Origin of the sequence: Methanobacterium alcaliphilum (assembly GCF_023227715.1) — an archaeon.
Taxonomy (GTDB): Archaea; Methanobacteriota; Methanobacteria; order Methanobacteriales; family Methanobacteriaceae; genus Methanobacterium_E; species Methanobacterium_E alcaliphilum.
Genome location: NZ_JALKIF010000001.1, coordinates 186,829 through 211,854, shown reverse-complemented (window position 1 = coordinate 211,854; position 25,026 = coordinate 186,829). Strand labels below are relative to the sequence as shown.

Genomic DNA, 25,026 nt, shown 5'->3' with positions numbered 1-25,026 from the left:
TATCAATTTTATTATACTAAAATTGGGGGTGGTGAAAGTTGAGGCTAAAAATTAGTTTATCTGCACCAGAAAAACATTTAAAAATTCCGTATAATTACAATCATGTATTATCTGCCATAGTTTACAATAAAATAGTAGATTTGGATATGGCTCAAGAATTACACGAATCTACAAATTATAAATTCTTTACTTTTTCTCAACTTTTTGTTTCAAAAAGAAAAAATCTCAAAGACTTCATGATCTCCCGCAATGGGAAATTTAGTTTTTTTATTTCCTCCCCCAATGATGAATTAATAAAAAGCATGGTAGAAGGTTATCTGGACATTCCCTCAGTAAATTTCATGGGCCAAAATCTCCTGGTGGAACAAGTAGAACTATTGAAAATGCCGGAGATTAAAAAAAGGATGAAAATGAAGACTTTATCTCCTTTAATTGCCCGTGTTCAAAAAGAAGTTGAGGGAAAGCTAAAAATATGGGACTTAAACCCCAATGACCTGAAATTCTATGAGAATTTACAAAATAATCTTTTAAATAAATATAATTCATTTTATGATGGATATGATGGGGATAACTATGTAAAGATAGTTCCTAAAATCGATTCAATTAAAAGAAAGAGGATTACTATTCCAAAAAGAGATCAAGAAACATTTCACCGCTGTTTTTTAATGAAATTTGAGATCGAGGCCGATAAGAGATTGGTGAAGTTTGCTTATGATTGTGGATTGGGAGAAAAGAATAGTATGGGCTTTGGGTGTGTTGATGCTAAAGTTGGAGGTAAATAATGAGTGAAGTAATTTTTGATTTCACAGGAAATCCATTTGTTGATGCTGGAATTTGGGCAATTAGTGAATGGGTTGGGAAACGACCTGAAGAATTGGATAAAATGGATATGATGGGGATTATTGATGAGATTGTGGAATTATATTTAACCCCAAAATGGTCTAAAAATTTGTATCAAATATTTCCAAATAATCCTATAACAAATAATGCAGTCAAAGATAAAAAAGAAAGGTATTCTAGTATTTTAAGAGAATTGGTCGAAAAAACGGAATTTATAGGGGATAATGGTAATTGTATTGCGTGTGGTCGAAGAAACATTCTGTATAGGTCATCTAAAGACAAAATTCCTTTAACTGGATCAAAAAAACTAATAAATTATTTTTCTTTCGGGGCTGAAGGAGCAGATTATTGTCCTGCTTGTGCTTTTGCAATTCAATTCGTTCCTTTGATGTCATATGCATGTGGAAACATGTTGTTGTTACATTCCGGTTCAAAAAAAGTTATGGGAAGATGGTCAAAGAATATTAAGAAAAATATTGATGTACAAATATCTCTGAAGGAATATACGGGCTGTCCTAATGAGGGATTTAAAAACCCTAAAAATGCTATTTTTCATATAATACAAGACATTATAATGACTTATGATGAAAGATGGGTAAATGAGAATCCTTCCATAACATTTTATCATTTCACTAATTTTAATCAAGGTCCATCTTTAGATATATATTTTATTCCAACTCCTGTTTTTAGGTTCTTAACATATATTCCTCAACATGAAAAAAAGGAAGATTGGTTTAGAATAGTTAGGAAAGGTTATCAATATGTGAACTGGGAAAAAGTCAAAGAGGAAAGTGAATATAAAAATAGGGAAAATAAGGTGTATAATAATCTTCTAGAGGGTAAATCAATCATTAAATATTTTATTGATAAAAAAACCAAGGAAGCGATTGGTGGATGGGAATTAATCAGCCATTATCTGGAGGAGGTAAGAAATATGGATAAAAAGCGGATAGATTCAATAAAAAAATTAGGGGATGAAATAGCGCATTACATAGAAAGTATGGATGATATGAAAATGTTGAACCGGTTAGAAATGGCTAGTGATTATCGAAGTTTTAGAAATATTTTGAGAATTATAATCAAAAAGAGAATCTCAAATGGTATTGAAAATCCTTTGTTTACATTTGATGATTATGTAACTTATCTCTTTCCTGAAGGTAACTTAACCTGGCGGGAAACTCAGGATTTAATTTTATTTAGAATCTATGAAAAATTGCAACCTTGGATAATACAAAAGGGAAATCAAGAGGAAATAGAAATTCAAGAACCAGAAGAAGTTGAAGAGGAGGAATAAAATGTCGAAAACAGTTGTAGGGTTCATGTTGGTTGATGCACCTCATTCTGCGTTAAATAATGCGGGTGCTGATGCTGGAGATAGAACAGATAATATTGTGAGGGTTAAATCAATTAGAAGAGGAAGAAAAGTTTATCCTTATGTTTCTGGGCAGGCATTAAGATACTGGTGGAGAGAGACCTTAGAGAAAAAATATCATTGGAAAATGTCTCCTATAGAACGGCAAAAGAAAATTGCTTTTACTAGTGCAAATCCAATTGAATATGATGATGATGATGTTTTTGGATATATGAGAGCTTTAAAAGCAAAAGAAGGAGGTACTGTAACTAGAATATCTCCATTAAAAACATCTCCTTTAATATCTGTGATTGGGCAGACTCCAACTCAGGATTTTGGTGTTATGGCTCGTCATGAGGGCGATCCTGTTCCATACGAACATGAATTTTATTCTACTGTTCTCAAAGGCATTTTTTCTTTGGATTTAGATAGTTTAGGGGTTTTCTATGCCAATGAAAAAACGGGTTATAAAAATATGTACTCTAAATTGGAAGAAGAAGCTGAAGAAAAAGGTTTGGCTAAAGACAAAGAAAATAGTAAATGGGTAATGTCAAAGGATATCCGAATAAAAAGAGCCCAGGAAGTAATCAAGGCCCTTCCCTATCTACAAGGTGGAGCAAAACTAACTTCACATTTAACTGATGTATCTCCCAAATTCGTGATTTTAGCAGCTATTGATGGTGGAAGCCATATATTCATGAATATTGCTAAAGAAGAAGATGGTGAGGCAATTATTGACATTGAAGCAATTAAAGAAGTACTATATGACTATTCTGATTGTTTACTAACTGATGTTTATATTGGACGCAGAAAAGGTTTCATGGATAATTTAGAACCAGATATAACTAAATTAACTGAAGAAAAGTTTGAAGGCAAAGGAGTTATATCCTGTTCAATTAAAGAAGCTGTAGATCAGTTTACAAATAATATCCCGGAGATGATGAAATCATGAAGGCAATAAGAGTTCTGATTGAAGGTTGGGTAACCTCTTTTAGATACCCTGCTTTTATAAGTGGATTCCAACCAACTTTACCTGTTCCACCACTTAGTACAATTTATGGGCTTATATCTGCTGCCAAAGGGAATTTGGTAACTCCAGATGATTTATCTGTAGGCTATGTATTTAATCATCAAGGTAAAGCTGTTGATTTGGAAACTATCTACGAATTATCTGGCCTGAAAGGAAAATCAAATGTTATTAAAAGGGAATTTTTAGTTAATCCTGAAATTTATTTATATTTAACTGATTTGGATTATGGGGATTACTTTAAAAGACCTCACTATCCTCTACTTTTAGGAAGATCCACGGATCTTGTAAATATACGTGAAATTAAAGAAATAGACTTAGAAAAAAGATCAAATGTCCAATTGGGAAAAACAATCTTACCCTTTGGAACTAATGGTGCTTTTGGCACTATTCAAGCATTACCTACTCATTTTTCAGATACTATTCCTCGAAGTGCAATAGGAACAAAGCCATTTATATTGGTAAATCAGTTTTTTGACTATTCAGAAGAATGTTATTTTGATGAAGAGATGGATTGGGGTGTTTGGATACATGAATAAATGCCTAAACACAGAACTTTTAGCCAAACCGGATGAAACGATATTAAAACATACAGAAAATGCTCTGAAAGTATTTAAGAGCATCAAAGAGTCTTATGTCAATGTTCCGGAAATATGTGATGTTGATGATTTTTGGGAACATCTTTTTTATTCTATTTTTTTGCATGATTTTGGTAAAGGAGCAACAGGTTTTCAGGAGATGTTAATGGGAGGACCCGGGTGGAAATATAGGCATGAGATATTATCCGCGGGATTTATTTCTTCTTTGAATTACGAAAAATCATATAATGATGCTATTGGTTTAGCAATAATTACTCATCACAAAGATGTCATAATTTTAAGAGAAAAATACAACACTTCTCCAAGTCCTAATGGAAAAAAATTGTATGATAAAAAATTAAATGAATTAAATCCTAATTTTGAAGAAATAATGGATTATTTTGAACTTATACCAGAATTAAGTAAAGAATATTTGGGTTATAAACTGAAAAATTATAAGTTAATTTCGTTTGATGATTTGACTGATGTTTATAAAAATTCAGTGTTACCTTATTATTTAAATTCGGAGGATAAAGATTATACGCCGCTCCATAGGAAATATGGGGTATTTTTAAGAGGGTTTTTAAATGCATGTGATTATTTATCTTCAGGTTCAAGATATGAGATTTTAAAAGGCATTCCAAATATGAAAACAATTTACAATTTTCAAAAATTAAGAAAAATTCAGGAAGAATCTTTAAAAACCAGGGGGAGTGCATTTTTAACTTCACCTACAGGAAGCGGGAAAACAGAGGCCTCATTATTCTGGAGCGATACAAATCAGAATTTTAATCATTCTAAGCGAGTTTTTTATTTATTACCTTACACAGCAAGTATAAATGCCATGTATAATCGGTTGCAGAAAGATTTTGGAAACAAAGAATTAGTTGGATTATTGCATGGTAAGTCCTCTTATTTTATTTATAAAGCCTTATCTAACCTGGATTTGGATTATGGGTCTAAAAAAAAGATAATTCGTGATATAAAAAGTTTAAATAAGAAGATATACAGGCCTTATAAAGTTTTAACTCCATTCCAAATATTAAAAGCATTTTTCGGTTCCAAAGGATTTGAGATGCAACTATCCGAAATGACTAACGGATTGTTTATATTGGATGAAATTCATGCTTATGATGCTCACACGACTTCTTTGATTCTCGAAATTTTGCGAATATTAAAGAATGATTATGATGTGGATTTATTTATAATGTCTGCAACACTACCTAAATTCATAAAAGATCTATTTAAAGAATATTTGGATATTTCTAATGATATTATGATGGAAAATGAAGAAATAAGATCATTTACTCGGCATGAAGTTCACATTATTGATGGTAATATTCTGGATAATCTTGATTACATTAAAATGGATTTAAACACAGGAAAAAAAGTTTTAGTAGTGTGCAACACTGTTTTACAAGCCCAAAAAGTTTTTGAAGAGTTGAGTAGTCAAATTGAAAATAGTGCTTTGTTGCATAGTAGATTCATGCTTAAAGATCGAGAAAAAATTGAGAAATCTTTAAATAATTTGGATTTGTTAGTGGGAACTCAAGCTATTGAAGTATCTCTTGATATTAGTTATGATGTTTTATATTCTGAACCAGCCCCTATCGATGCTTTAATACAAAGATTTGGTAGGGTAAATAGGAAAGGATGGGAAGAAAACAAGATTTCTAAGGTTAATATATTTTCAAGAGGTTCAGAGAAGGATAAATATGTTTATAGTCAAAACTTAGTAGAAAAAACAATTAAAAGCTTTGAAAATGTGGATATTTTATCAGAAGATCTAATTCAAAGACTTGTTGATGAAGTTTATGAAGATGGCTATGATGAAAAAGATCAAAAAGAATTTGATGCTGTTAAAAAACATTTCAGATCATTTTATGAGCAAATAGTTCCATTTATTAATGAAAAAAGTAGTGAACTCGAGTTTTACTCTCTTTTTAAGTCTTATGAGGTAGTGCCATTTAAATATAAACTGGATTATCTTGAAGAGTTGGATAAGGCTCGTTATTATGATGCAATGAGTTATATTTTGTCTATTAGTATTGTGCAATTCAAAAAACTAGAAAAAGAGAATAATGTAGAATTTGATCAGGATACATATTTTGTTAATGCAGTTTATGATCCAAAAAAGGGGTTAATGTTAGAACAGGAAGAAGATACATTTTATTAAATTAAATCAAAAAAGTAGAAAAAAATCACTTTTAAGATGGTGATTAATAATATTAAAAAAGAATAGGGCCTTAAAATAAATAAGAAGAGTAGTAACAATTTTTACTTTATTTAATCAATACCAAATTACTTTTCGTATTACACTCATAGTAAAAGTAATGTGATCTCTGGTGAGTGTTACAATAAGGATCCGGTAACGATTTCCAGAGAAGTAAGAGAAGATCTTAATATTAATCAGGGAGATAAGGCAGTTTTCATAAAGATAAAGGGGATAAGTGGTTTTAATAATGGGAGAACTCACTAATAATGGTTGAATCCTTTGAGGATATTGAAAAAACAATAGTAGAATAGGTTGAAACTGGAGTTAAGAATAATTAAACGGTAAACTGGTTACTTATGATGTTAAAGACTTCCACTGGATGGAAAATGTAGTGACTCCATGAAGTAACTAAAAAATGATAAAAATATTTTAATTAATCTGGAGTACATAAAATTAAGTAAACATATATGTGATTAAAATGAACCGAAGAAAATTAGCCATAGAATTCTCGAATTCTTTAGATTATCCTGAAATAAAAAAAATAATCTTATTTGGTTCGGTAGCCCGTGGTGACGATAATAAAGACTCAGATATTGACATACTTATTGTTTCCACAAAAAAAGACGAAACAAAGGATAAAATAATGGGTAAAATCACAGATGTTTTACTTGAGCAGGGAGCCTATATCTCTGCTAAGGTTATTTCTCAAAAAGAATATGATACTCTTAAAAATACTCATTTTATTTCCACTATAACTGAAGAAGGTGTAGTCATTGGATGAAAGGATAATTCTTTTAGAAAATGCTCATGAAAAGTTGGAAGCGGCTAAAAATCTATTTGAGAATGAATTTTATAATGATTCTGTAAGTAGGGCATATTATGCAATGTTCTTCGCGGCCAAAGCATTATTGCTTAGAAAAAATATTCATCCCAAAACTCATAGAGGATTGATTTCTCAGTTTGGAATGGAATTTGTGAAGAATAATGAATTTAAAAAAGAACTATTTGATTTACTTGCCCGTGCACAGGAAGATAGGGAAGAAGCAGATTATGGTTTATTTTCTAAAATTGGTGAAAATGAGGCCAAAACTATAATTAAAGGCGCAGAATTATTTTTAGATGAATGTGAATTACTTTTGTAAGTATTATGCCCTCCCAAAAACAGCACCTCCAAATTAGAGGAACCCAAATAAACTACTTTTTTATTTGTCATACCAAACTATGGTTCTTTTCTCATAATATTCAGATGGAACAGGAATCTGAACTGGTTTCTTTAGGTAAGATAATCCATAAAAATTCTTATAAACGAGAACATCGTGACTTTGCCTTGGACAATATTGTCAACATGGATTTCATCAGGAAAGGAGATTTTTTAGAAATTCATGAGGTTAAAAAGAGCACTAAAATGGAAAAAGCCCATGAATTCCAGCTTTTATATTACTTATATTATCTCAAGCATGAGAAAGGAATATCTAATACTAAGGGATTTATTGATTATCCTAAAATTCGCAAAAAACAGGAATTTGAGCTCACAAGTGATAAGGAATATAAGCTAGAGGAAATATTTGAAAAGATCAAAGAAATCGTAGCGAGTGATCTTCCCAAACCAATAAAAAAACCATTTTGTCGAAAGTGCGCCTATTTTGAATTATGCTGGGTTTAATTATATTGGGGGTAGTGGGATTTTTAGTGATATAATTGATCAGATATTTAACTTAAGATGACAAGAAAAAATTATTATTTAATGTCGGATGGTATCCTAAAAAGACGCGAAAACACGGTTTATTTCATAAACAAGGACAATAAAAAACCTTTACCTATAAATAAGATTTATTCTATCTATGCCTATGGGTCTTTAAGTTTTTCTTCTCAAGTAGTTAATCTGCTGGCTAAAGAAGGAATCCCTATTCATTTTTTTAATTACTATGGATTTTACAGTGGTAGTTTTTATCCTAGAGAAACTCTCTTATCTGGTGATCTTTTAGTTAAACAAGCGGAACACTTTTTAGATTTTGAAAAAAGGATAATCTTGGCTAAGAAATTTGTAGAAGGCGCAGCCAAAAACATGATGAAAGTTTTAGCCTATTATAATGTAGATAACCCTATAAAAGAAATATTAAGTGAATTAACAGATTGTGATGTAATAACGGAAATTATGAATGTTGAGGGGAGAATCAGGGCAGATTATTATGGTCGCCTGGACGAAATACTTCCTGAAGATTTTCAAATTGGCAAAAGAAGTAGAAGACCGCCTGAAAATATGATAAATTCTCTGATAAGTTTTGGCAATTCTTTGATTTACTCAACAACATTATCTGAGATTTATAATACTCAGCTCAATCCCACTATTTCCTATTTGCATGAACCATCTGAGCGAAGATATTCTTTATCTTTGGATCTTAGTGAAATATTCAAGCCAATTCTGGTGGATCGCTTGATTTTATATCTTGTTAAAAAGAGGATGTTAAATGAAAATGATTTTGAAAAAGACATGGAATATTGTCTTTTAAATGAAAATGGCCGGAAAGTTTTCCTAAAAGAATATGACAAACGGCTCAAAAAGACCATAAAGCACAGGGAATTAAATAAAAATGTTTCTTATCGCCGATTAATTCGTCTAGAGGCATATAAAATGATAAAACACCTTTTAGGTTCTAAAGAGTATAAACCTTTTGTCATGTGGTGGTAGATATGTATCTAATCATTGTCTACGATATCAAAGTAGAGCGAGTTAATAAAGTAAAAGGATTTCTACGTACACACTTATACTGGATACAGAATTCTGTCTTTGAAGGAGAAGTAACGGTCAGCGAATTTGAAGAGATCAAAATGGGCATTAATGATATAATTGAAAAAGATGAGGATTCTGTGATAATTTATTCATTTAGGACAGAGAAAGCTTTTAAAAGAAAAGTGATGGGCATTGAAAAAGCACCTATTGATGGGATACTATGATTAAAAACTTTAGATTTCTATTTATGGGGTCATAATCTTTTAAATTAACTGATAAATACGTTTTATCAAATCGTTTTTGAGAAAATTTTCATAATTTACTTAAACAATTTTATTTAATTTTTCTTTTCTTAGTTCGAAATGAGGCCTGAAAAATGATTTTAGAATATTTATCCAAGAAATATTTTATTTTTTAATAAATAAGTCCTTTTTAAATAATTAATCATAGTAAACATTGTTATTTAACTGGCGTCTTTTCATATAAAAGAAATACAAAATATTAGATCGATAAAATTATACACTCGAAAGCAACAATATTAATAGATATAAACCAAAATAGGCTAAATTTCCAGCCTGTTAAAATCAGACCATATTGGGATTGAAATGGACTTTGAAGACAATAATCCTTACACTGTTTTTGAGGTTAAAATCAGACCATATTGGGATTGAAATTAGCTTTAATTACATCATCAAAGCCTAATTCTTCCTGTTAAAATCAGACCATATTGGGATTGAAATTTCTTCATCACACATAAACGGGCCGGTTGGTACTTGGTTAAAATCAGACCATATTGGGATTGAAATGATAGTACTGATGATGATTTACAATACCTTGTTTGTTAAAATCAGACCATATTGGGATTGAAATGGACATGAAATTATCTATCTCGTTTTGTATATCTGAGTTAAAATCAGACCATATTGGGATTGAAATAAGATTACAGAAGCTGAACGCAAAGGAGGATATAGAGTTAAAATCAGACCATATTGGGATTGAAATGAATTATAATTAAATGCTTGTTGCATACCACTACAACAGTTAAAATCAGACCATATTGGGATTGAAATGAAACATAAATACGGATCTAAAAGTGACGGAAGGAATGTTAAAATCAGACCATATTGGGATTGAAATACTATAATTTAATTCTCCATGGGTATCGGGAAATTGGTTAAAATCAGACCATATTGGGATTGAAATACGGAGTATGTGAGAATAACCTAACAAGTGAAAATAGTTAAAATCAGACCATATTGGGATTGAAATACAATCCAACCTTATGGTAAATTAGCACCAGGGGAAAGTTAAAATCAGACCATATTGGGATTGAAATCAAAATAACCATGGCAATTCTTAGTCATGAAATTGAAAGTTAAAATCAGACCATATTGGGATTGAAATGAACCTGAGAAAATAGGATATGGCTCTATTTTCAATGTTAAAATCAGACCATATTGGGATTGAAATTTTCGCTTCATACATCCAAGTATCCTTTATCTGTTGTTAAAATCAGACCATATTGGGATTGAAATACCAGTTTATGTTCCACAAATGCAAAGGCCATTACAAGTTAAAATCAGACCATATTGGGATTGAAATGATATTTAATCTCATTTATTTTTTTATGAGGGATAGTTAAAATCAGACCATATTGGGATTGAAATGATATTATTGAACTAATTAAATCTAACCAGATTAATGGTTAAAATCAGACCATATTGGGATTGAAATCTCATTTTTACGAGAACTAGTGATGCTTATGATGATGTTAAAATCAGACCATATTGGGATTGAAATTTAGAATTAAGACTCTTATCTATACTTGACAAAGGCGTTAAAATCAGACCATATTGGGATTGAAATTGTTTTAGTACGTAAAACCTCATCAAAATAGTTTGTTAAAATCAGACCATATTGGGATTGAAATGGGGACAAGGTTTTAATAACATATATTAATAATAACGTTAAAATCAGACCATATTGGGATTGAAATTAAACATATATTATATATATTTTTTTTGATAAGAATTGTTAAAATCAGACCATATTGGGATTGAAATAAACCAAATCATTCAATGTAAGTGGACTAATAGAAAGTTAAAATCAGACCATATTGGGATTGAAATTTCAATTCTGAAGCAATAAATGTGGATGGTACTGGTTAAAATCAGACCATATTGGGATTGAAATAAAAATAAAAAAATAAATTAAGATATATCCTTCATTGTTAAAATCAGACCATATTGGGATTGAAATTTGTGAAAAAGTAATATATGCGTTGAATGGGTTGAGTTAAAATCAGACCATATTGGGATTGAAATAGCTCCTTAATCCTTTGATCTCGGTCACCATTAGTCCGGTTAAAATCAGACCATATTGGGATTGAAATTTAACTTATATAGTTGCACCTGACGAAGGCATAGCTCGTTAAAATCAGACCATATTGGGATTGAAATATCTCAGTAATTTTTAGGCACTTGAAAGCTTTCATATGTTAAAATCAGACCATATTGGGATTGAAATTCTATTGTTGCTATTAAACTTGTATTATCTAATCTAGTTAAAATCAGACCATATTGGGATTGAAATCGATTTATTTACCCACATCATTTGAATCTATATTGAATGTTAAAATCAGACCATATTGGGATTGAAATTTCCTTTGTCATTATTTTCTCTCCATGTAAAAATTAGTTAAAATCAGACCATATTGGGATTGAAATAAAATAGAGGATTTAAATCAACTAAAAGGAAGGTTAGTTAAAATCAGACCATATTGGGATTGAAATGAGTAATAGAAATCCTAGCAGCAGGGTTTGATGTAGTTAAAATCAGACCATATTGGGATTGAAATATTAATATCATCTCTTATGATAAGGAGTTCAAAGAAGTTAAAATCAGACCATATTGGGATTGAAATTTTTATAAATATTTCACATGTGCGAGAGGTGATTAAAGTTAAAATCAGACCATATTGGGATTGAAATTTTTTTAGGGTAACAGGTGATGGTTACGCTGGTTTTTGTTAAAATCAGACCATATTGGGATTGAAATCGGGCTCACCTTGCATTAACCCATCTAGGTCTTCATCGTTAAAATCAGACCATATTGGGATTGAAATTGAACCTTTGAATCATAGTAAAATTCACCTTCAATATGTTAAAATCAGACCATATTGGGATTGAAATAGCTTTTATATTAGATACTGTGACTGTTCCGGTACTGGTTAAAATCAGACCATATTGGGATTGAAATTCAGTTAAATATGATACTGATACTTTAACTAGATTCGTTAAAATCAGACCATATTGGGATTGAAATCTGCGTGGGAGTGGTAGCATGAGTAACTGCCGCACTTGTTAAAATCAGACCATATTGGGATTGAAATTTATAATCTGTTTGTTTATCTGGTCCTGTGATGTCTCGTTAAAATCAGACCATATTGGGATTGAAATTTTAATGTTAAAAGAATGGTCTAATGATGAGTTGGAGTTAAAATCAGACCATATTGGGATTGAAATAAGAATTATTGCATGGAAATTTTTATTTGGATTGGTGTTAAAATCAGACCATATTGGGATTGAAATAAGAAAACATGGGCGCTCAAAGTTTCATAGTTAAAGTTAAAATCAGACCATATTGGGATTGAAATGACGAAGGCATAGCTCCTTATGCATTATACGTATTATGTTAAAATCAGACCATATTGGGATTGAAACGTCTATGATTTGTTGTATGGCTTGATTCCATAACTGAGTTAAAATCAGACCATATTGGGATTGAAATGTTTGTATGTGTTATAGTGTACTGTGGATTATTAACGTTAAAATCAGACCATATTGGGATTGAAATTACGACAGAAATGGAGGAGCAGACCCTGTTTTAAAAGTTAAAATCAGACCATATTGGGATTGAAATGAACATACCACTACAATTAACAAAATTACTAAAGGAGTTAAAATCAGACCATATTGGGATTGAAATAGAAACATCACACACCATTTGAGATTGAATCAGTATTGTTAAAATCAGACCATATTGGGATTGAAATGAGAAAGTAAAAGCAACTGAATTAAAGGGTTGGATTGTTAAAATCAGACCATATTGGGATTGAAATTCACCATATATGTTATTACCTGATTTAGATAACCAGGTTAAAATCAGACCATATTGGGATTGAAATTTTTCTAATTTGGTTAATATGCGTTCTTGTTTTTTTTGTTAAAATCAGACCATATTGGGATTGAAATCTCGATAATGTTTGGGGAGACAATAATAGTGTTGATGTTAAAATCAGACCATATTGGGATTGAAATATAATCCAGATTATAATGATAAACCATTATATAAAGGTTAAAATCAGACCATATTGGGATTGAAATTTTCCTATTGCGGATAGTGTTGCTTTGAATGATTTTGTTAAAATCAGACCATATTGGGATTGAAATGATAAATTAATTGAGGATGATATTATGGTGAATGGTTAAAATCAGACCATATTGGGATTGAAATATAACAGATTTATATCTGCCATTATAGTCTTGTTTTTGTTAAAATCAGACCATATTGGGATTGAAATATACGGGCTCCAACCATGACTTTTTTGATTTCACCGAGTTAAAATCAGACCATATTGGGATTGAAATACATATTACTCCTTTTAAACTAACTTTATTCACAGAGTTAAAATCAGACCATATTGGGATTGAAATTTGCCTGAGTAATAATTACCTCGAATTAAATTATTCGTTAAAATCAGACCATATTGGGATTGAAGTAATTATGCAAGCATAATAGGCGCGGGCAATTATTGCGGTTAAAATCAGACCATATCTTGCTTAAATTATTAATTCATAAAAAAAATGACCCATATAGATCAGAGATATTGATTTTAAATGGGCTATTCTGGATTATGTAATATGCTGTTTGGAAGACAATCTTCTTCCAATTAAATGACGGAGTATCATTTATTTAAATGTTCGAAATATATTTAACCAGTTATATATAATAAATGCATTTGACTATCCGGAGTCAAATTTTCCATTTTTATCAATTTCTCTGATTTACTAATTATGGGCATAGAGTAATATTAATATAATAATATATATTCTTATGCATTTCCTATTATTTTTCAGGGGATTATAATATACTAATGATTGATATTTAAGGGAGCATTACCTGTGCTGATCTAAAGATTAAAATTATTTATTTAAGTTTAAATACTTTTTTAATTCATAGACGCTTATTTTACACTTATTAGCATGGAAATTAATGGTTTTTGTCCCGGTGAATCGATCTACTTCTAAAGGGTCGCATTGGAAACGCTGGGCAATGTTTAAAATAGTGTTAACTGACTCGTTAATTTTTTCATCTTGTATGGAGCTGGGAGCATAACTGCCATTATCATTGTTTAAATCCAATGCCTCTTCGTTAAAAATATGATCAGAATTAATGTGTCTTTTATTATGGGATATTCTCTCTTTTAATAGCTTATTCTGAAGCATTTCCATGGCGAGTATTTCCATTTTAATTTTTTCAAGTTTTAAATTAAGTTCATGGAGCTCGCCATCAATTAATTTTAGAAAAGTCTCTGTTCTTTCTTTTTTATCATTCAAAATATTTGCAAAAAAATCAATGCCTTCCCCATAAGAGTATTCGCTGGTTTTAATAATTTCCCTTGAAGTTGGCAGGCATTTTGCATTAATGGTAACCTTATTATCTTTTATTTTCATACTTACGCCCCTCATTAAACTGGGTTTCACATTCATTTTAAAAAAATAAACAGGTTTAATTGGTTAAGGGGGTTTTAATTCACCAATTAAACTTTTATTATCATTTTAGCTTGGTTAACTTTACAAAGTCATTTTTTTGGGCTTAATAGGAAATTTCTATATTCCTTTAAACCTATCATCATTTAAAACGTATTATTGGATATTGGTATATTTGAGGCTATATAATGCGAGGCAACGTTATTAAATGATGATTTTTCAATTTATTTTATCAGATTTTATCACCTCCAATAATACTATTTTATAATAAAATAATAATATATTTAAATTTTACTACTTGTTCCTAATTTAGTAATATATGTGGGCTTATTCAAGCTAAATCCGATTGTTTCAGGGGTTAAGTACGTATATTAGGGTATTATAGGTAATGCAGTCGTGGAGACTGAATAATAAATTTAAACATGCGACTCAATATCCTGGATAATGATTTGGGTTTTGTTTTCATTCACTTTTTCCAGAGTAATGTTTTTGTTGCAATTTTCATCCAATTTTAAATTTAGATAGATATTATTTTTTTCCATTCCGCTTGAATTTCCTTCTTCTGCAGCAGAAGCGGCTTGGAGTGAATTATTAGGAAATAGCTCGTATATGCCTGAACTAAGAAATACCACGCTACATATCATCAAAGTTAAAAATAGGAATACTGTTTTGTCAGGCTTTGCACCAGTTTTAAATCTCATTTTTTTATTTAAACATACGAATCCTGATTTTTTAAAAGGATAAAAAACAGGAGATCCATAAACTGTGAAACAATCTAGAATAATGTGGGATAAAAATCCAATTATTAAAGATAATGCTATCTCGCTGCTATAGATGGTCACCACGCCTATAGGTATTATCCAGATTAAGGAATGACCCCAATTACGACGGGTCCCTGTAATTTTATCCAGTGAATTAGGGAAAATAGAACTCCAGGCTGCAAATAAAATACCCGGCATGGGGCTTGTAATATTCAATGGGAAAGATAGCAGGAGAAAAAAGAATATTCCTCCTGCAATATGGGTGTAAAATTTCATTTTTGGCCACCATAAATGTGTAAATCGTGCTTATTGCATTTATTCTCCATTTTCAGCCTCCGTGCCTTTAATTTCTCTACTTTTTAATTTTAAGATTCATGGCCTACCTCCTACATAAACCATGGTTCTAAAAATGATTAATCCAAACCATAAAGCCCCGAGTATTGTTGCACTAACATTGGCAAGAGAACTGGCTTTAAGAAAAATTAAAAATGCTATAACTCCAAATATAAAATAAACTGGATAAGTAATGTTTATTTCGTCTTGACCAGTTTCTAATCGATATTCTTCCATATTAACTAATTGGAATGTTTTATAAAATCCATAAACTTCACTTTTAAATTCCTTATTAAAGCTGCAGATAAACATAATATTGGTGTGGTTATTTAATTCCTGCAGAGAACTAACTGCTTGCCTATTTAATAAATGAAATCCATTAAAAAGTATGATTAACTTATTTGAATTTAATTTTGCTAGAAGTATTTTAATTAGTTCTGCGGTAGTAAATTTTTTTAAGGAAGCTTCTTTTTTTCTAACAACAGTTTCAATACATTCTATGACTCTTACTTTTAGGGGGACTGGTTCATTAAAGAATATACAATTATATTTTGAATTTAATTCAAGGTAGACTTTTTGAACGTCTCTATCGTAAAATAACAAATTTTGACCTTCACCTATGCTCCGGGTAATTTGTATTAAATTCATAATATTACTTATTAAAAATGAATATAAAAACATTGTTCAAGTGTGAAATTGTTAATGAGTGTTTTTTTGTTTTCGGTGTTTTATTGCTCTTTGAATTTTTTCATATTGGTGAAAATAAACTATTTTTTATTCATCCTTAGGGTCCAATTATTGTATAATTGTTGTATGATTCGGGTGAAAGTGGGCTTAAATTGGGAAAAATTATTTTTAAGGTCTTTTTTAGAAAAAGGAGCATGCAATTTAGAAATTTAATTATAAAAAACATTTTCAGAAATAAAACCCGGAGCTCCTTAGCAATGCTAGGTATTGCTATAGGGATAGCCACTATTCTGGGTTTGGGTCTGATTACAGACGGACTTTCTGAATCTACACAAAACGCCTTAACCGAAGGTGCAGCAGATTTTTCTGTTGTTGCAGTCAGTTCTGGCCCGGGACAAGGTCAGGGCCAGGGAGGAGGTATGCAGGGTGGACCGGGAGGATCCAGCCAACAATTGATAAATCAAACAACGGTAGATGAAATAGCAAGTATTTCTGGAGTAGAGAGTGTCACTGGAGTTTTAAGGTCCAATATGTTTGATGATAGTACTAATAGCACTAACCAAACAGATCAATCAAGTACTCAAGGCCCAAATCAAGCCAGCATGCAAATGCCCATCACTATTTTAGGAATAGATTCTCAGAATCTGGAAATGGAAGATGTGGAAGTAACCAACGGTACCACGTATTCTTCTTCAGATGAAGTTATAATTGGTAAAACTGCTGCAAACAGTTTAAATAAAACTATTGGGGATTCAGTAAGTATCTCTAATAAAAGCTTTGAAGTGGTAGGAATATATGAAACTGGAGATACCATGCAGGATGGTGGTATTATAATGTCATTATCTTCACTTCAGGATTTGACCAATAACACGGGAAAAGTTTCTTTTATCCTGGTAAAGGCAAGTGACAGCAGCAATGCTAACAGCTTGGCAGAAACCATTGAAAATAAATACAGCAACCTTACAACCACCACCTCATTATCCGGGATGCAAAGAATGAACCAAGGCCTTGACATCATAAATACTGGGGCATGGGCAGTTTCACTTCTAGCTATCCTTATTGGGGGGATAGTTGTGGTAATAACCATGGTTAAATCTGTTAGTGAACGAACCCGCGAAATAGGAGTTTTAAAAGCGGTGGGATGGCCTAAACAATCAGTTCTATTGATGATCATTGCTGAATCGGTGGTAATGGCAGTAATAGCCTCGGTTATTGGGATAATAATAGGAGTGGGATGCGTTGAATTATTAAGCATGACCAACTTGATTCCATTTATCCAGCCGGCATACTCTGCCACATTATTCCTAAAAGCATTAATTATTGGAATATTAATGGGAATAATCGGGGGATTATACCCTGCTTACAGAGCTTCTAAATTAGCACCTACCGAGGCGTTGCGTTATGAATAATATTATAGAAATTAAAAATCTGCAGAAACATTATGACCAGGGCAATATAATCGCTTTAAGTGGAGTTGACTTACAAATAGAAAAAGGAGAGTTTGTTTCTATTGTAGGCCCCTCTGGGTCTGGAAAATCAACTCTTCTAAATATGATTGGTGCCTTGGACCAGGCAGATGAAGGATCAATTAAAGTTGCAGGTAATGATCTAATGGAGAACAAAGATTTCAGCCAGTTTAGATCCACAGAGATAGGTTTCATATTCCAGCTGCACAACCTCATACCTAATTTAACTGTCAGTGAAAATGTTCAAATACCCATGATACAAACAGACATGTCTGATGAAGAGATGGTTAAACGAGCCAATGAGATACTGGAATCATTAAATCTGGGATCTAAAATCCATCAATTCCCCACAAAGTTATCTGGGGGGGAAAGACAAAGAGTGGCCATTGCTAGAGCACTGGTTAACCACCCATCAATAATACTTGCTGATGAGCCAACAGGAGCCCTCGATTCAAAAACTGGAGACATTATTCTGGATGTTCTAAAGAATATCCACCGTGAAGAGAATGTAACCTTGATTATAGTGACTCATGAAAAATACGTGGCAGATCAGGCAGATAGAACAATCAAAGTTAAAGATGGTTGCATTACTGCAATGTAACCATTTAACAAAGGGCACTTATCAGCTAAACCTCCGACATATTTTCATAATACGATAAGTGCCCTCTTTTTTTTGCATGGCTATTTTTTAATAATTTATAATTTAATTTGGCATTTAAAAAAAATCATGTAATATCAATCATGTTTACTATATCTGAAAAATCTTTAAAATTAGTGATTATTGGGTGTATGGTATATATGGTCTGGTGAAAAAATAATGATTTCTTCAATTTTCATATGCAGGAGTGGTAAACAAGTTAATAAAATAATATTATTTTCCCTCAACTTCAATAGCATCTAAAGTATATAATCCACAACTTGATTTAGTCCATGGTTTTTTAGAGATGCATAACATTTCATCAGCACCGGGTCTAAATTTGTAATCTACTTTATGTACTTCTAGTGAAAAATCAGGGGATAAGTCATTAATTATCTGTTCCACGTATTCGGATTTTTTTGAATTTCTCAACTGTACCAAAGGATAAATTCGAACTTCCTGACTACTAACTCTAATCATTTCTTTTATAGATTCCAGATGAAAATCATAATCTAATCGATCGTCATATAAAAATAGCAAATGTGATGATAATACTAAATGAAAGGTGTTATCGTGGAAAGGGAGCATGGGAAGTTTTGCTTCAACATAATTGGTGTCTTTATTTTTTTCATAATCCTTTGAAAAGTCTTTATAAGTTTTTATACGGTACTGGGCCATTTGTTCATGGTCTTCAAAGAATCCCCAGTCGACTTTATCTTGCAGGCCATGGTGGGCGTCCATCAGTGTTCTGAAATCATTTTCCGATACTTTTTTCATCTCTTCAGGATGTTTACTGTATAAAATATCAGCAGCCACCACATCAAAACCTTGTTGGGTCATATGTGCTGCAAAAGAGCTCGCACCAGCATTACAATCCAATATTTTACATTCCCGGAGGTAGTTTAATCTTAAATTGAACATCTGTAAATATTCTTCAAATCCTCTTCCTAAAAACCATATTTTATTTTCAGAATTATTGGGCTGCAATTGATCTCACTACTCTTGAAGTAATTATATTCATTACCCCTACTTGTATTTTTCCAATTCAGAGGATTCTAGGCGTAATACTATTATCAAAATAAAAAGAATTTATGAGTTAGATTTTTTGGGGAAATGGAATGTGTAATACCAGAATATGATTAAAAACAAGGCATTAATCACTAATCCTAAATATCCTCGTTCTGGATCAAAAATATTAATGGGCATTATCCCCAAGATACCTACAGATGTTCCAAATCCAAATAATGTGTAATTAACACTGTTCCATATTGTGTGGGACAGGGAACTGGTAATTATAGACCCTGAACGATAACGTATAGTACCCATTATGGCCCCTCCAGTAAATACTGTGCTTAAATAGAGAGGTATCATATTATAAGCACCTTCCATCCCAGTACCTATGAAAAATAGGGGTATGTGCCAGATGGTAAATGCTAATGCAGTTAATAATATTATTGATTTAGAAGAGAATTCATATTTCTCCATAACCCCAAATAACCATCCTCTAAAGAATCCTTCTTCAGTAGTAACAGTGAGAATTAGGGTGGTGAAAAAAAGCCCTAAAAATGCAATTAAAGCTGTAAAACTCAAATTAATTGGCCCTATATGTCCAGAAATGGTTGCTAAAGTTATCACTATAAGTGCACTGATTAAAGGGTAGGCTATGGCAATCAGATATTCTTTTCTCTTACCAAATACTAATCCCAGTTCGGCGGCATTCATTTTTGTCCAGTAGGCAAAAATTAAGATTAAGGGGAATAATAATGTCACTTGAAGATTACTATTTCCGGTTAAAATCGGCGCAACAGCAGTCAAAACTAATGCGATTATAAATCCTGAAAGTGGAATATATTCTTTTTTCATTTAAATACCTCATTATTTTTATAATGGGATTAAACTCACTATATAAGCTATTGTTGGGAAAAATATTAAATAAAAAATCCCTGATATAAAATGAGCTTTAAATGAGTTGTCCTCATCGTTTTCACGACCCCATTGTGAGAGTACATATTCAAATTCTTCAGCAGTATAAAACTGCAAATGTCGTTCAGTGGCGATTATAGAATGTAAAATTTTTACAAACCCTAAAACAGATAATGATGCAAATGCCGCAGCCATTATGGGTATGGGTCCGGTGGCTTCAGGGATCATAAATGTATACAAAACCAGTAACCACGTAACTGGCAGAATATCAATGATTAATAGGGCCACTGCGAACCTGCGTTTATAACGTCTTTTCTTTTTCTTATTTGCTGAAAATAATAGTTGCATATCAAAGGTTCGGTACTTTCTGATTAAATTCATTAAAAGGGTAAAATAAACTCCAAAAAATAAGATTAGCGCGTCTTTTCCAGTTAAAATAGTTGTTATTTCTGTTCCCGTAACCATTATTTGCCTCATAAATACATTTTATTAAGTTCAGTATAAACAAACCTTTCTAATTAGTAGGGCTTGATGTAAATCCAATTTTTTAGTTTTTCTATGAAAATTAGTTCGTAGGCTGGAAACCCCTCCCTTATATATCCATATAAAACTATTTTAGATATATATCTTATTTTACCATATAAATCCCATTTATGTAGAGAACACCTGACTATCAATTAAATTAGGCTAATTAAAATATTATAAATAAATCCTCGACATTGTTTTCAGATCATATTAATACTTTATTGAGGGTATTTATATAAAATTATGATGGTTATAATTGAGAGCGATTAGAATAATCTCTCTTTCACCTCCGATTGAATAATTATTTTTTTATTTTTTTATAAATTTGGTGATAATTTGAGCCGTAAAAAAAGAAAAAAGCAGCAAAAAGTTGCTAAAACTAATACTAAAAACGATAAATTGGATGACATAATAATCCTGGATGATGGGGAAAGAAAGAGACTGGGATATGTTTTTGCAGGTTTGTTTTTTTCCAGCATAATCTTTGCCATTATATATGCTGTAGGTTTGATCAGGGTTTTTATATAACCAACCAAAATCCTTTTTAAGGTGAAAAACCTAATGTAATGCCTATAAAATATGAGGTATTCATGGGCAATCAATTCACCACAATTAAATATTGTAACTGGTGTGGAGACCCTTTTGAGGTAAAATCACCTAACCAAAAATATTGCTCTCCAGGGAATAAAAATTGTAGTCATGAAGCTAAACGTGAAAGCTGGCGTAAGGCTGCTTCAAAATATAGAAAAAATTACAAAGACACCCTACTTATTTCTCAAATGTATAAATTGGGCTCTGGTTTTCTGGGAAGCAGCGCAGAAAAAGATTTTAATCAAGAATATAAATCTATTCAAAAAGAAAAAAAGAGACTGAAATTGAATTCCATTCTCTTTGGATTATGCATATATATTGAATTAGGATGCCAACATTTAATAAGAAACTTATTCCAAAGAGGAACTATTTCCTATGTTGAATCTAATCCGGGGATACTAATCATTCTTTTAATAATAGTATTCGCTATAATAGTGGGGTTATACTGGCGGTGATCTTATTTTTAAGCCATTAATGAACTTGCAACCAACCCGATACTCAGCCCCATTACAATTATTACAGTAGCTATGGCAATTAAATTAAATAATTTCGAATTCACATGTTCCCCCATTACCTTTTTATCATTGATAATTAAGAGCATTAATATCAATACAAAAGGCAGCAGTATTCCGTTTGCTACTTGTGATAGATATAAAATGGACAATAATGGTATATTCGGTATCATAATTATTATAACTGCCAATACAATCAGCCCCAGATAAAGACCGTGGAATATGGGGGCTTCTTTAAAACTTTTGGACACTCCTGCTTCAAAACCAAGGCTTTCGCAGACATAATATGCGGTTGAAAGAGGTAAAATACTGGCAGCAAATAATGACGCATTCAAAAATCCAAATGCGAATAATATGCTAGCGTATTGTCCTGCCAAGGGTACTAGGGCCTCTGAAACATCCGCTACATCTGTTACTTCTATTCCATTACCATATATGGTTGCAGCACATGCTATGACAATGAAAAATGCTACAATATTGACTACTATGGCTCCAATTATGGCATCGGCCTTGGAATATTTTAGATTTTGTAAACTAATGCCTTTTTCAACCACAGAGGACTGGAGATAAAACATCATCCATGGGGCTATGGTAGTACCTACCAGGCCTATCACCATAGTAATATAGTCTGGATCTGTACTTATGGTGGGTATTAAAACATTTTGGGCAGCTAAGGTCCAGTCAGGCTGTGATAAGAATCCCGCTATAATATATGAGAAATATAAACAAGATGCAAGTAAAAATACTTTCTCTACACTTTTATAATTTCCTTTAACTACCAGGAGCCAAACAAAAAGAGCAGATAGGGGCAACGCTACAAAAAGTGGCACGTTGAATATGGCTGCACTTACTGCGATTCCTGAAAATTCAGCAAGAACATTTCCAAAATTAGCCAGAAGCAAGGCCACCATCATTAAAAAAGTTAGTTTAATACCTACTTTTTCCCTTATAAGATCTGCCAGCCCTTTTCCAGATACAATTCCCATTCTAACTCCCATTTCCTGAATAACAGCTAAAGCTATTATCATGGGAATGAAAGTCCAGAGCAGGGTGTAACCAAATTGTGAACCTGCCAGTGAATAAGTGGTTATGCCTCCTGCATCGTTATCTACATTGGCCGTGATTATTCCAGGGCCCATTACTGAGAGGAAAATTATAATACTCAAAAGAGCAGGATTTTTGAAAATCCTGGTAAAAATACGAAAATCCATATTATCACCGTGTTATTAGCGGTTAAAAATTTTTATCTGCCGAACATTCGGGGAACTCTCTTTTTCCAGGCAGTGGGGAGCACAATATCTATGGCATCATCAACTGTAATTATGCCTTTAAGCTTGGTTTCATTCTCAACCACCGGAAGGGCTATTAAATTATATTTGGCAATTTGTTGAGCCACATCATGTTGATCTGATAGCACGTCTGCCTTAATAATGTGGGTATGCATGAAATCAGAAATATTGGATTGAGGGTCTGCAAGCAAAATGTCTCTGAGTGAGGTTACCCCTACTAAATCGCCATTTTTTGACAGTACATATATATAATAAATGGTTTCTACACCTTTAGCGATATCTCGAAGAGAATCCATTACTTGTTCAGCTGTTAGGTCCTGATTTACTGTAGCAAATTCGGTGGTCATTATTCCACCAGCAGTATTTTCGGGGTATTCTAATAGTTCCCTTAAATCTTTTGCTTCTTCGACTTCCATTAAATCCAGTAATTCCTCTGCTTTTTTTTCGGGTAGGTCTGCCAGGACATCTGCAGCATCATCTGGGGACATTTCATCCAAAATTTCTGCAGCGCGCTGACTTTCCATACCTTCTAAAAGAGAGACCTGCCGTTCAGGCGAAACTTCTTCCAAGGTATCTGCAGCTGATTCATCATCTAATGAGTTTAAAATAGTTAATGATTCATTAAGTCCTAATTGATCCACTATTTCAGCCATATCTGCGGGGTGGAGCTTTTTAATTTTCTGTTTAGGTACTTTTAATTTTAATTGAGCATAGTCACTTTTTAAAGTGTCAATATCCTTCCAGGAGATGAGGTCTTCGCTGGCACTTATACCAAGTTTGGTTAATCTTCCCAGGCTCAACCTTCTTAAAATACTGCTAAATCCAATATCCACTCCAATAATATGATAATGCCCATTTTTAGCAGATATCTTAATATCATTGACTCGTCTGACTTTTTTACCCTCAATATCTACTACTTGTCGGTCCAGTACTTCTTCTAAAAGATATATGTCCTGTTTTTTAACATCATATTCTTTTACTTCACTAAGGGATTTTTTTAGAATTAATTCTTTGCTTACTTCTTTTACATATCTCCATGGTATGGTTACCGTAGTTTTATCGGTTGTATCCATGCTCAAGGCCTTTAAAATTGGGTAAGAATTATCTGATGAAACCAGTAAGTCTTTCAACTTGCCTAATTTTTCTCCATCTGGAGAAACAATGGTTTTCTTAATAAATTCACTCACGTACAAGCTCTCACCTCCTTTAATTTATGTGGATTATTATTAAAGATTAATGATCCAATTTAACTTTATATTAAATAGGGGGAATCATTCCCTCTTTAACCCGTTCCATAACAATCATTTCTGTCAAGTCTTCTACACCATCAACAGATCGGATTTTACTATTAACAATCTTATTTAACTCTTCAATGCTCTTAGCCCAAACTTTAATAAGAATGTCGTATTCTCCAGAGATGCTGTATACTTCTGAGACTTCTTCCAGTTTTGAAAGCTCAATTTCCACATTTTCGTGTTTTTCAGACTCTGTCTGGATAATTATGATTGCAGTTACTATTAAACCCATTTTGCTGGGGTCTAATATTAGGGTGTACTGCTTTATCACGTTATTTTCCAGTTTTTTAAGCCGATTGGATATGGTCGCGTCTGGAACATTGATCTCCTTTGACATTTGAGATAAAGTCATTCGGGAATTCCGGACCAGGGAACGAATTATATCCGAGTCAATCTCATCCATTTCATTTTCACCACATTATTATAATTAAAATTAGTATATTACTCTGAAATATATAAATGTATGGGGAGATTTCCCAATTTACATCACCATA

At 32.1% G+C, this 25,026-nt stretch carries 23 protein-coding genes and 1 CRISPR repeat array; of the genes, 14 read left to right on the top strand and 9 right to left on the bottom strand.

Annotated elements, in window-relative coordinates:
• The first annotated feature begins 38 nt into the window (after positions 1 to 38).
• From cas6 to cas2, 10 genes are all read left to right on the top strand, one after another.
• Entirely contained in the window at positions 39 to 782 is a 744-nt protein-coding gene (cas6, locus tag MXE27_RS01055; protein ID WP_248610532.1) for a CRISPR-associated endoribonuclease Cas6, read from the top strand.
• On the top strand, positions 782 to 2,134 hold the full coding sequence (cas8a1, locus tag MXE27_RS01050; protein WP_248610531.1) for a type I-B CRISPR-associated protein Cas8b1/Cst1: 1,353 nt from the start codon (positions 782 to 784) through the stop codon (positions 2,132 to 2,134). The genes cas6 and cas8a1 overlap by 1 nt, the downstream gene beginning before the upstream one ends.
• Position 2,135: 1 nt before the next feature.
• Positions 2,136 to 3,143: a type I-B CRISPR-associated protein Cas7/Cst2/DevR gene (cas7i, locus tag MXE27_RS01045; protein WP_248610530.1), complete on the top strand. Its 1,008-nt coding sequence runs from the start codon at positions 2,136 to 2,138 to the stop codon at positions 3,141 to 3,143.
• Positions 3,140 to 3,757, top strand: coding sequence for a type I-B CRISPR-associated protein Cas5b (cas5b, locus tag MXE27_RS01040; protein ID WP_248610529.1), 618 nt, complete (start codon positions 3,140 to 3,142; stop codon positions 3,755 to 3,757). The genes cas7i and cas5b overlap by 4 nt, the downstream gene beginning before the upstream one ends.
• Positions 3,750 to 5,972 carry a CRISPR-associated helicase Cas3' gene (gene cas3, locus MXE27_RS01035; RefSeq protein WP_248610528.1) on the top strand — a complete coding sequence of 741 codons (2,223 nt, stop codon included), beginning with the start codon at positions 3,750 to 3,752 and terminating at the stop codon, positions 5,970 to 5,972. Before cas5b ends, cas3 begins: the two co-directional genes overlap by 8 nt.
• Positions 5,973 to 6,489: 517 nt before the next feature.
• A complete protein-coding gene (locus MXE27_RS01030; RefSeq protein ID WP_248610527.1) occupies positions 6,490 to 6,792 on the top strand; it encodes a nucleotidyltransferase domain-containing protein in 303 nt (100 codons plus the stop codon).
• Positions 6,785 to 7,153 (top strand): HEPN domain-containing protein, encoded by a 369-nt coding sequence (locus MXE27_RS01025; protein WP_248610526.1) that lies wholly within the window; start codon positions 6,785 to 6,787, stop codon positions 7,151 to 7,153. Before MXE27_RS01030 ends, MXE27_RS01025 begins: the two co-directional genes overlap by 8 nt.
• A 5-nt stretch (positions 7,154 to 7,158) precedes the next feature.
• Positions 7,159 to 7,674, top strand: coding sequence for a CRISPR-associated protein Cas4 (cas4, locus tag MXE27_RS01020; protein ID WP_248610525.1), 516 nt, complete (start codon positions 7,159 to 7,161; stop codon positions 7,672 to 7,674).
• Positions 7,675 to 7,731: 57 nt separating this feature from the next.
• On the top strand, positions 7,732 to 8,700 hold the full coding sequence (gene cas1b / locus MXE27_RS01015; RefSeq protein ID WP_248610524.1) for a type I-B CRISPR-associated endonuclease Cas1b: 969 nt from the start codon (positions 7,732 to 7,734) through the stop codon (positions 8,698 to 8,700).
• A gap of 2 nt (positions 8,701 to 8,702) precedes the next feature.
• Complete coding sequence (cas2, locus tag MXE27_RS01010; RefSeq protein ID WP_248610523.1) at positions 8,703 to 8,966, top strand: CRISPR-associated endonuclease Cas2; 264 nt, start codon at positions 8,703 to 8,705, stop codon at positions 8,964 to 8,966.
• A 353-nt stretch (positions 8,967 to 9,319) separates the two neighbouring features.
• Positions 9,320 to 13,590: a CRISPR direct-repeat array (repeat unit 30 nt; unit sequence GTTAAAATCAGACCATATTGGGATTGAAAT).
• Positions 13,591 to 13,946: 356 nt separating this feature from the next.
• Here the strand turns inward: cas2 and MXE27_RS01005 are convergent.
• From MXE27_RS01005 to MXE27_RS00995, 3 genes are all read right to left on the bottom strand, one after another.
• Complete coding sequence (locus tag MXE27_RS01005; protein ID WP_248610522.1) at positions 13,947 to 14,477, bottom strand: hypothetical protein; 531 nt, start codon at positions 14,475 to 14,477, stop codon at positions 13,947 to 13,949.
• Between the two features lie 452 nt (positions 14,478 to 14,929).
• Entirely contained in the window at positions 14,930 to 15,550 is a 621-nt protein-coding gene (locus MXE27_RS01000; RefSeq protein WP_248610521.1) for a metal-dependent hydrolase, read from the bottom strand.
• 96 nt (positions 15,551 to 15,646) lie between these two features.
• Entirely contained in the window at positions 15,647 to 16,255 is a 609-nt protein-coding gene (locus tag MXE27_RS00995; RefSeq protein WP_248610520.1) for a hypothetical protein, read from the bottom strand.
• A 296-nt stretch (positions 16,256 to 16,551) separates the two neighbouring features.
• Between MXE27_RS00995 and MXE27_RS00990 the strand changes: the two genes are divergently transcribed.
• Together MXE27_RS00990 and MXE27_RS00985 are read left to right on the top strand one after the other, a co-directional pair.
• Positions 16,552 to 17,703 (top strand): ABC transporter permease, encoded by a 1,152-nt coding sequence (locus tag MXE27_RS00990; RefSeq protein WP_248610519.1) that lies wholly within the window; start codon positions 16,552 to 16,554, stop codon positions 17,701 to 17,703.
• Positions 17,696 to 18,361 carry an ABC transporter ATP-binding protein gene (locus MXE27_RS00985; RefSeq protein WP_248610518.1) on the top strand — a complete coding sequence of 222 codons (666 nt, stop codon included), beginning with the start codon at positions 17,696 to 17,698 and terminating at the stop codon, positions 18,359 to 18,361. Before MXE27_RS00990 ends, MXE27_RS00985 begins: the two co-directional genes overlap by 8 nt.
• A gap of 270 nt (positions 18,362 to 18,631) precedes the next feature.
• Here MXE27_RS00985 and MXE27_RS00980 read toward each other — a convergent pair whose 3' ends face one another.
• From MXE27_RS00980 to MXE27_RS00970, 3 genes are all read right to left on the bottom strand, one after another.
• Positions 18,632 to 19,384 (bottom strand): class I SAM-dependent methyltransferase, encoded by a 753-nt coding sequence (locus MXE27_RS00980; protein ID WP_248610517.1) that lies wholly within the window; start codon positions 19,382 to 19,384, stop codon positions 18,632 to 18,634.
• A 102-nt stretch (positions 19,385 to 19,486) separates the two neighbouring features.
• Positions 19,487 to 20,260, bottom strand: coding sequence for a CPBP family intramembrane glutamic endopeptidase (locus MXE27_RS00975; RefSeq protein WP_248610516.1), 774 nt, complete (start codon positions 20,258 to 20,260; stop codon positions 19,487 to 19,489).
• An 18-nt stretch (positions 20,261 to 20,278) separates the two neighbouring features.
• Complete coding sequence (locus MXE27_RS00970) at positions 20,279 to 20,797, bottom strand: hypothetical protein (RefSeq protein ID WP_248610515.1); 519 nt, start codon at positions 20,795 to 20,797, stop codon at positions 20,279 to 20,281.
• 384 nt (positions 20,798 to 21,181) lie between these two features.
• On the opposite strand from MXE27_RS00970, the gene MXE27_RS00965 reads away from it, so the two are divergent.
• Positions 21,182 to 21,373 carry a hypothetical protein gene (locus MXE27_RS00965; RefSeq protein ID WP_248610514.1) on the top strand — a complete coding sequence of 64 codons (192 nt, stop codon included), beginning with the start codon at positions 21,182 to 21,184 and terminating at the stop codon, positions 21,371 to 21,373.
• A 38-nt stretch (positions 21,374 to 21,411) separates the two neighbouring features.
• Positions 21,412 to 21,891 (top strand): hypothetical protein, encoded by a 480-nt coding sequence (locus tag MXE27_RS00960; RefSeq protein WP_248610513.1) that lies wholly within the window; start codon positions 21,412 to 21,414, stop codon positions 21,889 to 21,891.
• Between the two features lie 8 nt (positions 21,892 to 21,899).
• Here the strand turns inward: MXE27_RS00960 and MXE27_RS00955 are convergent, their stop codons facing one another.
• The 3 genes from MXE27_RS00955 to MXE27_RS00945 all read right to left on the bottom strand — a co-directional run bounded on the left by MXE27_RS00955 (position 21,900) and on the right by MXE27_RS00945 (position 24,935).
• A complete protein-coding gene (locus MXE27_RS00955; RefSeq protein ID WP_248610512.1) occupies positions 21,900 to 23,159 on the bottom strand; it encodes an Nramp family divalent metal transporter in 1,260 nt (419 codons plus the stop codon).
• Positions 23,160 to 23,191: 32 nt separating this feature from the next.
• A complete protein-coding gene (locus MXE27_RS00950) occupies positions 23,192 to 24,424 on the bottom strand; it encodes a magnesium transporter MgtE N-terminal domain-containing protein (RefSeq protein ID WP_248610598.1) in 1,233 nt (410 codons plus the stop codon).
• A gap of 70 nt (positions 24,425 to 24,494) precedes the next feature.
• On the bottom strand, positions 24,495 to 24,935 hold the full coding sequence (locus MXE27_RS00945) for an Lrp/AsnC family transcriptional regulator (RefSeq protein ID WP_248610511.1): 441 nt from the start codon (positions 24,933 to 24,935) through the stop codon (positions 24,495 to 24,497).
• Positions 24,936 to 25,026 lie beyond the last annotated feature (91 nt).

Coding starts and splice junctions, on each gene's coding strand:
- MXE27_RS01005 (WP_248610522.1), bottom strand. CDS start 14,477: ATGAAAATAAAAGATAATAAGGTTACCATTAATGCAAAATGCCTGCCA.
- MXE27_RS00990 (WP_248610519.1), top strand. CDS start 16,552: ATGCTAGGTATTGCTATAGGGATAGCCACTATTCTGGGTTTGGGTCTG.
- cas7i (WP_248610530.1), top strand. CDS start 2,136: ATGTCGAAAACAGTTGTAGGGTTCATGTTGGTTGATGCACCTCATTCT.
- cas2 (WP_248610523.1), top strand. CDS start 8,703: ATGTATCTAATCATTGTCTACGATATCAAAGTAGAGCGAGTTAATAAA.
- cas5b (WP_248610529.1), top strand. CDS start 3,140: ATGAAGGCAATAAGAGTTCTGATTGAAGGTTGGGTAACCTCTTTTAGA.
- MXE27_RS00985 (WP_248610518.1), top strand. CDS start 17,696: ATGAATAATATTATAGAAATTAAAAATCTGCAGAAACATTATGACCAG.
- cas8a1 (WP_248610531.1), top strand. CDS start 782: ATGAGTGAAGTAATTTTTGATTTCACAGGAAATCCATTTGTTGATGCT.
- MXE27_RS01000 (WP_248610521.1), bottom strand. CDS start 15,550: ATGAAATTTTACACCCATATTGCAGGAGGAATATTCTTTTTTCTCCTG.
- MXE27_RS00995 (WP_248610520.1), bottom strand. CDS start 16,255: ATGAATTTAATACAAATTACCCGGAGCATAGGTGAAGGTCAAAATTTG.
- MXE27_RS00975 (WP_248610516.1), bottom strand. CDS start 20,260: ATGAAAAAAGAATATATTCCACTTTCAGGATTTATAATCGCATTAGTT.
- cas1b (WP_248610524.1), top strand. CDS start 7,732: ATGACAAGAAAAAATTATTATTTAATGTCGGATGGTATCCTAAAAAGA.
- MXE27_RS00945 (WP_248610511.1), bottom strand. CDS start 24,935: ATGGATGAGATTGACTCGGATATAATTCGTTCCCTGGTCCGGAATTCC.
- MXE27_RS01030 (WP_248610527.1), top strand. CDS start 6,490: ATGAACCGAAGAAAATTAGCCATAGAATTCTCGAATTCTTTAGATTAT.
- cas3 (WP_248610528.1), top strand. CDS start 3,750: ATGAATAAATGCCTAAACACAGAACTTTTAGCCAAACCGGATGAAACG.
- cas4 (WP_248610525.1), top strand. CDS start 7,159: ATGCCCTCCCAAAAACAGCACCTCCAAATTAGAGGAACCCAAATAAAC.
- MXE27_RS00955 (WP_248610512.1), bottom strand. CDS start 23,159: ATGGATTTTCGTATTTTTACCAGGATTTTCAAAAATCCTGCTCTTTTG.
- MXE27_RS00960 (WP_248610513.1), top strand. CDS start 21,412: ATGCCTATAAAATATGAGGTATTCATGGGCAATCAATTCACCACAATT.
- MXE27_RS00970 (WP_248610515.1), bottom strand. CDS start 20,797: ATGAGGCAAATAATGGTTACGGGAACAGAAATAACAACTATTTTAACT.